Below are 12800 nucleotides of genomic sequence, written 5' to 3' on the forward strand. Positions count from 1 at the left end.
CGATATAGTTATATAACGTCTTAGTACATACTATCTCTGAACGCTTGAATTTACCTGTTGATAGAGCACTTCCGACACATGCGTCTGGAGACCATGAGTTAGTCTTAATTTGATTTACAGTATACTTTACGTGATTCTGTGTTATGATTTGGGTAATTCATAGTGATTATCCTCCTTGTTATTTTGGTTTCACAACTTAATTATAACACGGGTAATCACTATGGATTTTTTATTGGTTCAATTTCATTATACAATTAGTCGTTTTTATAGTAATACATAACTACAATTTCACGCTGCTTTGCAGAAAGATAGGCTATTTCGCGTCTCAAGATTCCTGCTGTTTCATTTTCAATAATCTTATTTTCGATGAAATAAGATGTCTCACATAAGTCCATGTTATTTATAGATTTGTCACATATATGTTTTTGCTTTTCAGATATATATCTTGTCCAGACATTATGTGCAATCTTAAATATGTAGCTGTTAAGATCGATGAAATTATCTTTTTTAAGCAGAACATCATAAACCTGAAGCACTATACGCTGTGCTAGTTCTTCTGCATCATCTATGTTCCGTGTCTTGTTCATAGCAAAGCCATACAGCGGTTTTATATATTGTTCAATTACATTGTCTGCAGTTATTTTATTCATAAAATGCTCCTTTTAAATAAGTATTGATATTTCAGAGTGTTAATTTAATATTTACACTAATATACTGTGCTCAAAAATAAAAATGTTGGTAGATTTTATAAATAAATTATAAATAATTTTTACCAATAGGGGAAAACTATTTATAAAAATTAAGCATATGGAGAGAGGTGCTCTTATTGAAAAACAGCAATTTTATTAATGAAGCAAAGGAAAGCTATAAAAGCATCCAGGATAGTTATAGATATTTAGCAAATTATAGTTCAGAACATAAAGATATAATTACAGCCGGTGATTGGCTGCTTGATAATATATATCTTATTCAGAAAGCATTTAATATTTCTGTAGAAGGATTATCAAAGAAGTATTTAAAAAGTATATTGGGTAAAGATGACCATAAAAATGTTATTGAGTATAGCAGGGAATATATAAATGAATTTTCTACAAGGCAAAACAGAGAGAGAAACGAAGAAGAATCAATAGTTAAGTTCCTAAAGGACAAAGATGAGAAAAAGTATATATCAATTGGCGAGCTATGGGCATTTCCTATGGTGATATCATTTCAGATAATAATTAACCTTAAGAGTATTGTAGAGAAAATATGCACTATAACAAAGGATAGTTATGAGGGGCGTGAAAAAGTACAAAGCATAATTAATCACAAGGAAAAAGATGAAATTTCAGATGAATTATTGGAGGATTGGCAGGAAAAGAGCAGTTCTTATGTAAATGCTGCTTTGGATTATATAAAAAATAATATCATCAGTACTTCAGATGTTTATGAGAAATTAAAATCACAAACAAATATAGAACTAGATAGTGTCATAATTGAAGAAAAAAACGAGGAAGCAGATTTAACAAGGAATATATCAGATTATATTTCTCTTTTAAGGTTTTTAAATAATATAGACTGGAAGAAGGTTTTTGATAAAAGTTCAAGAGTTGAAAATATACTGATGCAGGATCCCTGCGGAGTTTACAGCAAAATGGACTATAGGTCTAAAGATTATTATAGAAAAGCTATTGAAAGATTATCAAGGAAATACAATATAGAAGAATATAAAATTGTAGAGAATGCACTTAAATTAAGCAGTGTAAGCAGTAGTACAGGTGATAATAATTATAAAACTCATATAGGATATTACATTGTGGATAAAGGTCTTACAAGACTGAAAACAGATTTCGATATAAAAGACAAAGGAATGAATGAAAAGACAAAAGAAGTATTATTTATATGTTCTAATATTCTTCTTACAGTCATTATTTCTCTGATTATTGCTTTTACTGCAGGATTTGAAAGTATAGTTCAGATACTTTTGCTGCTTATTCCATGTTCAGAGCTAAGCAATGGAATAATAAACTGGAGTATTTCCAAACTTAAAGAACCAGAATTTGTGCCTAAAATGAATCTTGAAGAAGGTGTTGCTGATGAATGCAGAACTGTGGTGGTAGTTCCAGTTATAGTTGATTGTGCTAAGAAACTGAAAAAGTATGTCGACAATATTGAAACTTATTATATAAGTAACAAAGATAAAAATGTATTTTTTGCAGTGTTGTGTGATTTTGCAGATAGTAAAAATGAGCATGAAAAAAGTGATGATGAAATATGCAGTTATGGAATAAGTCTTGTGAAAAATTTAAATGAGAAATATGGCTTCAAGAATGATAAGTTCTTTTTTTTATGCAGAAAAAGAATATTCAATGTAGCAGATAATTTATATATGGGCTGGGAAAGAAAAAGAGGAAAGCTTGTTGAATTTATGGAACTTCTTCGTGGAAAAAATGATACATCTTATAATGTCTTTAGTGGAGATATTGAAAAGATAAAAAGTTCAAAATATATAATTACGCTTGACGCTGATACAGTGCTTCCTATGGGAACAGCAGCAAAGGTTATCGGTGCAATGAGCCATCCTTTAAATAAAGCTTATATTGATAAAGAGAATAAAGTAATAAGAGGATATGGCATCATGCAGCCAAGGGTAAGCATAAGTGTAGAGTCAATGAATAAAACTTACTTTTCAAAGATATTTAGTATGGATGGTGGACTTGATATTTATACCACAGCAGCATCTGATACTTACGAAGATCTTTTCAGCGAAGGTTCTTTTACAGGCAAAGGTATAATAGATATAGATACTTTTATGACTGTTATTAAGGATGAAATTCCTGAAAATCTTGTGCTCAGTCATGATCTTCTGGAAGGATTATATGCTAGGTGCGCACTTTTAAGTGATGTTGAATTAATTGATTCATATCCATCGCATTATGATTCTAATACAGCAAGACTGGAAAGATGGGTAAGGGGTGACTGGCAGATAATTTCATGGATGATAAATAGCAGGATTTCTATCTTAGGTAAATGGAAGATATTTGATAATTTAAGAAGAAGTCTGATTGCACCTACAATTATAATTGGAATATTTGCTAATTTATTATTCTGGAAGAATACAACTTTATGGACAACAGCTTTTATACTGCAGGCTTTTCTTATAGTGCTTTTTACAGTAACTGATTTTGTGGTTACTCCTATGAAAAACAAGAAGATACAGATAAGAAGTTTTGAACAGGTACTGCTTATTTTATCTTTTCTGCCTAATCAATGCGTACTGATGATAAAAGCTATAAGCAAGACTTTATATAGAATGATTATTAGTAAAAAGCATCTCCTTGAATGGACTACAGCAGAAAATGCAGAGAAAAAGAGTGGGAATACACTTCTTCATTACGTAAAGAAGCAGTGGGTATCATCAGTTATTGGATTTTTATTTATTTATTTTAATTTTAATATAAACTTTACTTTTGGATTATCTAATATTCCTATCGGCATTTTATGGGTTCTTAATCCGTATATTTGTTACAGTATTTCGAAGGAAAGAAGAAAAATATCATTTGATTTCAGTAGTGAAGATAATGCAATATTACATGAAATAGCAAGAAGGACATGGTGCTATTATGATAACTTCGTTAATGATGAAAATAATTACCTTGCTCCTGATAATTATCAGGAGGAGCCTAATAATGGCATAGCATATAGGACCTCACCTACTAATATTGGACTTTCACTGCTTAGCGCTGTTTCAGCATATGATATAGGATATATAAATGTAATAGAATTAATAAATCATGTATCACATATTATAAATTCAACAAGAAAACTTGAAAAATATAAAGGCTTACTTTTTAACTGGTACGATACAAGAAGTATGGTTCCTCTTTATCCAAGGTATGTATCTTCAGTAGACTGTGGTAATTTTATTGGATATATTATGGTGCTTAAAAAGTCTCTTGAAGATGCTGTCAAAAATCCTGTTTTTAGGATAAAGGAAGCATCATCGCTTACAGATATTATAAAACTTGCAGGATCTGAAATTGATGATGACAGCTATTATGAAGAGGAGATAAATAATCTAAATAATAATGAAATTACAGTAGAATATTTCAGAGAAATTCTGAAAGGTATTATTAAGAAGGCACAACTTATTGTTGAAAAAGACAGTGAAAAGGAGATGTTTTATCATAAACAGCTTATAAAAGAATCTTGTTTAAAGCTTGAATTAATAAGTAGCTATGATGATAGCATAATGAATAAGCCATTACTTAATAGTGAGGACACATATGTAGAAGTAATAAAAAAGTATAATAAATGCTTAAAGGATATAGAGAAAATTTTAAACGAAACAGATCTCGGAATTCTATATGATAAAGAGAGAAAGTTATTTTATATTGGTATAAATGTGGAAAATGGAGAAAAGAGTGAAGGATATTATGATTTTCTTGCTTCTGAATCCAGGATAACTTCTTTTCTAGCAATTATACGAGGAGATGTTGATTATACACACTGGTTCAAATTATCAAGAGCTAAAGGAAAGATATTTGGCAGCAAGGTGTTAAGCTCATGGAGTGGTACAATGTTTGAATACTTTATGCCTTCATTAATCATGAAAAGCTATGAAGATACGCTGCTTGACAACACATATAAAAGCGTGGTTAATGCACAGATTAAATATGCTGAGAAACATAATGTGCCATGGGGAATTTCTGAATCAGCATATTATCTTTTTGATTCTGCCTACAATTATCAGTATAAAGCTTTTGGTGTTCCAGGGCTTGGGCTTAAGAGAGGATTAGAAGATGAACTGGTAGTATCTCCATATTCTACAGTAATATCTATGGAATATGATATAAGAAGGGGAATAGATAATCTAAAAAGGCTTATGAGAAGAGGTCTTCTTGGCAAATATGGTTTCTTTGATGCTATTGATTTTACTAAGGGAAGAATGGTTAGGAATAAGCAAAGCATAATTATTAAAAATTATATGGTACATCATAATGGAATGGTTATGATGGCGCTTGATAATATAATAAATAATGATGTTTTTAAGAAAAGATTTCATTCTATATCTGAAGTTAAAGCATATGAAATTCTTCTAAAAGAAAAAGATATTCATAATTATGTTTATGATAGGGAAAGTGTTCCTATGGATTTAGGACTTCATTATGTTGAGGAAAAGCTTATTAAGAGAGAGGTCTTACGCAAAAATGAAGTTAATCTGTTATCTAATGGATCGTATACTGTTATGACAACTGGTTTTGGCAGCGGAGTATCAAAGAAAGATTCTATGACAGTTAACAGGTGGAGAGAAGATCCATCAATTCAAAAGGGCGGCATCTTCATATATATTAAAAATCTTAATTCAAATGAATTTTGGAGCTGTAGCTATGAACCATGCAAAATAAAGGGAGATTCACAGGAGGTTTCTTTCAGTGAGGATATGTCATGTTATAAGAGAACGGTCGGTAATATAGAAACAAGTGAGAAGATTATTGTAAGTTCTGAAGATGACGGCGAAATAAGAAGAATCACAGTGAAGAATAACAGCAGCAGTATACGTACTATTGAAGTTACAAGCTATATGGAAGTAACTTTAGCACCTTATAAGACTGATTATCTTCATCCTGCTTTTTCTAATCTGTTTATTGCTACTGAATATGATGAGGAAAGCAGTACAATACTTGCAATGAGAAGACCTAGAGCGAAAGGTCAAAATAAACCTTATGTTGCACAAAGTGTATTTATTGAAGGAAAACAGACTGGAAGTATAAGCTATGAAACAGATAGAGAGAAATTTGTTGGTAGAGATAGAAATTTAAAATATCCAAGAGCTATGGATAATGATTCATCTCTTCAAAATTCAATCGGAACTGTACTTGATCCTATTTTATCAATGCGTGTAAGACTAGAAATAAAACCACATGAAGAATCATCTGTAAGTTATATTATTATGACTGCTAATTCAAGGAAAGATGCGGTTTTATTAAGCAATAAATATAAAAATGCAGATGTAATAAGAAATGCTTTCATGGAAAGCAGAAAGTCTGCCAAAGACTTTTTGAAGGAGGAAGGAATAAAGTCTGAGACAGCTAATATTTACTGTTCATTAGCTGATAATATTATTTATGGAAATAGACTAGAAAAAAATAAAGTAAATATATCATCATACAAAGGCAATATAAGAAATTTATGGAGTTTTGGTATTTCAGGAGATCTTCCTATAATGCTGCTTGTGATTAGCAGTATTAAAGATACTGATGTACTTAGAAGTGTAATAACTATGCACAGATATTGGAATAAAAAAGGTTTGAATTGTGACTTTGTAATCTATGATGATGAAGAATCAAGCTATGATATGTATCTTAAGAATTCTATAGTTGATACAGTAAATTCAACACCATCAAGAGATATGTGGAATAAACCTTCAGGAATATATGTTGTTACAAAATCAGCAGGATCAGATTCATTGACATTTCTTAAAGCTATGGCAAAGTTCATAATCTGTGATAAATCTGTGTTTAATATAAATCAGACTGTGGATAAAAATGAAAATGATGAATTATGTGTTTTTGATCTGAAGAATAACAACTTATATACTGACAGCATTTTTAATAAAGATGAACTTGATATATTTAATGGATATGGTGGTTTTAGAAAGAATACAGGCAGCTATGTAATAATTCTTAATAATAAAAATGTAACTCCTGCACCATGGATAAATGTGCTCAGCAATGAGAACTTTGGCTGTATAGTTACAGAAAGCGGTGGAGGATATACATGGGCATACAATTCAAGAGAGTTTAAACTTACACCATGGACAAATGACTGGATAATTGATGGCAGTTATGAAGCTTTATATTTAAGAGATGATGACAGAGGTGAGATATTCTCAATAATGAGCAAACCCATAAGAGATGATGGGGAATATGTTATTGAACATTGCTTTGGATATACTGAATACAGTCATCGATATAACAACATTAATGGCAAGGTAAGGGTGTTTGTACCGCATGATGAAAAGATGAAAGTGCTTATAGTAAATCTTCAGAATCTTGGAGAAAGCACTGCTCATATTTCATTATCATATTATGCACAGATTGTAATGGGGACTGCTTATGAGGAAAATAATAATTTCATTTACACTGATATAAATAAAGAGAATGGATATATATTTGCATCTAATATAGCAACTCCTTTTTGGAATGATGAGAAAATGTATCTTTCAATATTAAATGGTGATAATAAAAGTTTTACTGGTGACAGAATGGAGTTTATAGGTGATGAAGGAGACATATCATATCCTAAAGCAATGAAATTTAAAAACTTGAATGGAAAAAGTGGTTTTAATGATCCATGTTTAAGTGAGATGTGTTCAGTAGAAATAGAGAGTGGTGAAGAAAAACAGCTGTTTATTATCCTAGGAATAGAGAATAGCATAGAAGAGATAAATTCAAAACTCTTAAGGTATAAGAATAGTGATATTAATAAGATACTGGATAAAACAACTGACTGGTGGGATAAATTCCTTCATAAGATACAGATAAAGACTCCAGAAAAGTCTATGGATTACATGATTAATGGATGGCTGATGTATCAGACAGCAGCATGCAGGTATTATGGAAGATCTGCTTTTTATCAGAGTGGAGGTGCTTTTGGTTTTAGGGATCAGCTGCAGGATTCATTGGCTCTTTCAATATTAGATGAGCGCATAACAAGAAAGCAGATACTTTTATCATGTTCAAGGCAGTATGAAGAGGGAGATGTCCAGCATTGGTATCATCCTGTAATCAACAGTGGTATAAGAACAAGATTTAGTGATGATTTATTATGGCTTCCTTATGTATTGTCAAAATATATATTTAGAAGCGGTGATTATGATATTCTTGATGAAAAAGTCTGCTACATAAAGGATACACTACTTTCAGAAGGAGAAGATGAAAGATATACTGAAAACTATAATCCTTCTTATGAAGATACAGTTTATAATCATGCACTTAAGGCAATCAAGAAGTCATTAAAATTTGGTGATCATAACATTCCTTTAATGGGCTGTGGCGACTGGAATGATGGCATGAATACAGTTGGCAATAAAGGAAAAGGAGAAAGTGTATGGCTTGGATGGTTCTTAATAGATATTTTACGAGATTTTAAGGTACTTGCGCAATATAAAAGAGATGATGAAACAGTAAAGCTTATGGAAAACAGCAGGAATTTTATTATCGAAAATATTGAAAAAAATGCCTGGGATGGTGGATGGTATAGAAGAGCATATTTTGATGACGGAATTCCTCTAGGTTCAAGGGATAATGATGAATGTACAATTGATTCACTAAGTCAGAGCTGGTCTGTAATTTCAGAAGGCGGTAGAAAAGCAAGAACAGAAGAAGCCATGAATTCACTGGCAAATAACTTAGTAAGGGAAGATATAGGAATAATAAGGCTTCTTGCACCGTCATTCAAGAATTCTTCTTTGGAACCAGGATATATCAAAGGGTATCTTGAAGGTGTCAGAGAAAATGGAGGACAGTATACTCATGCAGCAGTATGGGTAATCCTTGCACAGACTAAAATGGGGAATGGAGATACTGCAGAAAAGTATTATAGAATGATAAATCCTATTAGTCATTCTTCAACAAGAATTCTTGCAAATAAATATAAAGTAGAGCCTTATGTAATATGTGCAGATGTTTATAATAATGACCAGCATGAAGGAAGAGGAGGATGGTCATGGTACACTGGAGCCAGCGGCTGGTTCTATAAAGTAGGAATTGAAAATATTTTAGGATATAAAAAGATTAATGGTGAAGGATTTTCTATAAAACCATGCATACCATCATCATGGGATGAATATTATATTAAAGTGAATGAGAAATCTTGTATTTATAACATTCACGTTGTCCGCGGAAAAGAAGCAAAAATCATTCTTGATGATGAAGAAATTCAAGGTGATATAATTAACTTCAAAAAAGGCGAACATAATTTAACTTTTATGATTAAAAAACAAAATACTGGGCACAATTAAAAATGTAGCCAAAACAAATTTAAAACCACAATTCACAATAAAACCTTTCAAACCTAAAAAGAGAAAAGCAGGATGAGAAATCATCTTGCTTTTCTCTTTTACTAATATTATAGTTGTGAAAGCATTAATGCCCAGCTTTTGAACTTGTCTTGAAGATATTTTTGTATACGCTCATCCTCCTGACTGCCATCATGAGGTGTAGATATTGTTGTTATGCTTTCAATCCAATGTTGACCACCTTTAAACAAAGAATTTGTATTAATGCCTGTAGCTTGAATTTCATCTTTACTGCCTTCTTCAAGCAGTTGAGCTAGTAATCTGATAGTCTCTCCACCCATGCTATGACCAATCAAATGAACCTTTTGTATTTCTCCGTTTTTAGATTTCCCTAAATATTTCAAAACTCCTTTGTATGTTTTTCCATATCTGTTATGACCAGCTTTAGATGAGTGAGCTTGTCCATAGTCAACGGTTCCTCCAATAAGGTAAGAGTATAACTCACATGCTCTATCCCAGTTGCTTGATAGAGGGCCAATTGATGGAGTATAAACTTCGTAACCCTGGGTTTCCAGTATTTTTTTAATACTGTTTTTTCCGCCCCAGTAATTAAGGCCAAAGAATTCATCGTTTCCCCAACCAAACAAACCATGAACTAGTACTATGGGATATTTGTTCGTACGTATCAGCGTTTTTGCAGATGTGTTTTTTAGATTAAGTGGTGCTATAAATATAGAGAATAAAATAACTAGAAGTAAACAAAATGATTTTTTGAGTTTTTTCACAACAATTCCTCCTAAATTTATGGATATTATATATTTATTTGGTAGAGCAATAAAGTATACTTGTATACAAACTTGTGGTTAAGTGGATTGAGAATATGAGCTACAAAGACAATTTTGAAGAAATATAAAAAGAAAAGATGAAATTAGAAAAAGACAGTCTAATAATTACAGACTGTCTTTTTGAGTTTCGAGAGAAAGTTGATTAATTTTAGTATAGGTAAAGGCTATAGAGCACCGTCATCATCTGGACTTATGTAGTCAAATTCCTGGTAAGAAATATTATTGACTACAATATCATCAGTCACAGGATCGGCGGTATAATTATTATGGCTAATTTTAAGTTCTTTTTTAGAAGGTTTCAAAATGTCTCTTACATGCGGTAAATATTCATTTTCTTTCATTTAGATTCACCTCGTAAAAACATAATAAAAACAAATAAGAAGCATTATTAGTTTAACCTTTGTATAAATAATAATACCTTAAGTTATTAGAAGAGTTTCATATATTAACTAATTATATTGGCAGGTATTAGGAATAATATAATGGCCCTTATTTACTTAAAAGTACATATGTACTATAATTTAAAAGTGAATTTAAAATGTAATGGAGGATGATTAAATCGAAGAAACTTGTATCGGTAGTTGTTCCGATGTATTTTGAGGAAGAGGTTGCATATGAATGTTATCATAGATTAACAGATGTAATGAGCAAAGGAGACACAGATTATGAACTTATATTTGTTAATGATGGTTCAACAGATAAAACGCTACCTATTTTGAAAGGAATAGCTTTAAATGATAAAAAAGTCAAAGTAATCAGCTTCTCAAGAAATTTTGGACATCAGAATGCTGTAACTGCAGGAGTGTTTGGAGCTAGTGGAGATGCAATAGTAATTATAGATGCTGATCTTCAGGATCCGCCAGAATTAATTCCTGATATGATTGCAAAATGGCAGGAGGGCTATGATGTCGTTTATGCAAAAAGAAAGCAGAGAAAAGGTGAAAGCATATTCAAGCTTGTAACAGCTAAATATTTTTATAAATTTCTTCATGCGATGTCAGATGTAGAAATACCTAAAGATACTGGAGATTTTAGGCTTATAGATAGAAAAGTGGCAGAAGTATTTAAGAACATGCCTGAAAGAAACAGATTTATGGAAGCACAGTTCAAGGATGGACATCACTTATTTGTGCAGTTGCATTGTTTAGCGGAGTACAGCTATTGTCTTTGGGAATTATTGGGCAGTATATTGCAAGAATATATGATGAGAGTAAACAAAGACCACTATATATTGTTGACGAAGAGATAAATTATGAAGATAAAGACAATTAAAAAAGCGGCATTGAAAAATGCCGCTTTTTACTATTCTGTTTTACCTACGTCTGATAATACTAAGCCCTTGTTATGCTCAAGCGCCCAGCTTATTCCCCAGTCGTTCTGGAATATTAATAGATTTCTTTCTTTTAAGTCATTAACCTTCTTTGTATCTGATGTTAAGTTTAATGAATCAACATCAATTTCTGTGCTTTCAATCCATCTTACATATCTGTAAGCTAATTGTTCCATTTTTATATCAACATTGTATTCGTTCTTTAATCTGTATTCAAGAACTTCAAATTGAAGTATACCTACAACGCCGACAATGATTTCTTCCATACCTACACGAAGTTCTTTAAATACTTGAATGGCACCTTCCTGAGCTATTTCTGTAACACCTTTGACGAACTGTTTTCTCTTCATAGTATCAACAGGTCTTACTCTTGCAAAATGTTCAGGAGCAAAGCTTGGAATTCCTTCAAATTTGAATTTTTTATTGCTCTTGCATAAAGTATCTCCGATTCTGAATATACCTGGATCAAATACACCGATTATATCACCTGCATATGCTTCTTCAACAATTTCTCTATCCTGAGCAAGGAACTGTTGAGGCTGAGCAAGCTTAATCTTCTTTTTTCCCTGTATATGATTTACTTCCATACCTTTTGTAAATTTACCAGAACAAATTCTCATGAATGCAATTCTATCTCTGTGAGCCTTATTCATGTTAGCCTGTATCTTAAATACAAAAGCTGAGAAGTCTTCGTTGAATACATCTACTTCTCCTTGGTCAGACATTCTTGGTAGTGGAGCCGAAGTCATATTTAAGAAATCTTTTAGGAATGGTTCAACACCAAAGTTTGTAAGAGCTGATCCAAAGAATACAGGTGAAAGTTCACCCTTTCTTACCTTTTCCATATCAAATTCGTCACCAGCATAGTCAAGAAGCTCAATGTCTTCCATAAGCTTATCATGAAGATCAGAACCTAATAAGTCTGCAAATACAGGATCTGAAATATCTCCAGATACTGAATTAACTTCGTTCTGACCATGATTACCACCACTGAATGCAAGAACTTTATTTGTATTTCTTTCATATACGCCTTTAAAGTCTTTACCAGCGCCTATTGGCCAGTTCATTGGGTAACACTTTATTCCTAGTTCGCTTTCAATATCCTCCATTAGCTGGAATGGATCCTGAGCTTCTCTATCCATTTTATTGATAAATGTGAATATTGGAATACCTCTCAAAGCACATACGTGGAATAGCTTTCTAGTCTGTGCCTCAACTCCTTTTGCAGCATCAATAACCATTACAGCACTATCTGCAGCCATAAGAGTTCTATAAGTATCTTCGGAGAAGTCCTGGTGACCAGGAGTATCAAGTATGTTTATGCAGCATCCGTCATAGTTGAACTGCATAACAGAAGAAGTAACAGATATACCTCTTTGCTTTTCTATTTCCATCCAGTCAGAAACAGCATGCTTAGATGCCTTTCTAGCTTTTACAGATCCGGCAAGTCTGATTGCTCCTCCGTATAAAAGAAGTTTTTCAGTAAGTGTTGTCTTACCAGCATCAGGGTGGGAAATTATTGCGAAAGTTCTACGTTTATTAATTTCATTTATTAAATCGCTCACTGCGTGATTACCTCCTAAAGTTTTTAGTTATTTTGTAGTGAAAATTATGCATTAACTGC

General features: G+C 32.0%; 5 protein-coding genes and 2 pseudogenes. 2 read left to right on the plus strand and 5 right to left on the minus strand.

The features are described from left to right. Together FYJ33_RS17125 and FYJ33_RS07115 are read right to left on the minus strand one after the other, a co-directional pair. Window positions 1-118: pseudogene (locus FYJ33_RS17125) on the minus strand (IS30 family transposase); the annotation flags it as partial. 136 nt (window positions 119-254) lie between these two features. Then, window positions 255-650 (minus strand): RNA polymerase sigma factor, encoded by a 396-nt coding sequence (locus FYJ33_RS07115; RefSeq protein WP_154531055.1) that lies wholly within the window; start codon window positions 648-650, stop codon window positions 255-257. A gap of 176 nt (window positions 651-826) precedes the next feature. Here FYJ33_RS07115 and FYJ33_RS07120 point away from each other — a divergent pair, with 176 nt between their 5' ends. Further along, on the plus strand, window positions 827-9004 hold the full coding sequence (locus FYJ33_RS07120) for a GH36-type glycosyl hydrolase domain-containing protein (RefSeq protein WP_154531056.1): 8178 nt from the start codon (window positions 827-829) through the stop codon (window positions 9002-9004). 107 nt (window positions 9005-9111) lie between these two features. On the opposite strand, the gene FYJ33_RS07125 is transcribed toward FYJ33_RS07120, so the two are convergent. Further along, complete coding sequence (locus FYJ33_RS07125; protein WP_154531057.1) at window positions 9112-9786, minus strand: esterase/lipase family protein; 675 nt, start codon at window positions 9784-9786, stop codon at window positions 9112-9114. 224 nt (window positions 9787-10010) lie between these two features. Beyond that, complete coding sequence (locus FYJ33_RS16040; RefSeq protein ID WP_206046635.1) at window positions 10011-10187, minus strand: hypothetical protein; 177 nt, start codon at window positions 10185-10187, stop codon at window positions 10011-10013. 209 nt (window positions 10188-10396) lie between these two features. Between FYJ33_RS16040 and FYJ33_RS07130 the strand changes: the two are divergent. Then, window positions 10397-11118, plus strand: a pseudogene (locus FYJ33_RS07130) (glycosyltransferase family 2 protein). A gap of 30 nt (window positions 11119-11148) precedes the next feature. Here FYJ33_RS07130 and FYJ33_RS07135 read toward each other — a convergent pair. Next, window positions 11149-12741 carry a peptide chain release factor 3 gene (locus FYJ33_RS07135; protein ID WP_277643760.1) on the minus strand — a complete coding sequence of 531 codons (1593 nt, stop codon included), beginning with the start codon at window positions 12739-12741 and terminating at the stop codon, window positions 11149-11151. Window positions 12742-12800: the final 59 nt, after the last annotated feature.

The organism is Inconstantimicrobium porci, from assembly GCF_009696465.1.
Lineage (GTDB): Bacteria > Bacillota > Clostridia > Clostridiales > Clostridiaceae > Inconstantimicrobium > Inconstantimicrobium porci.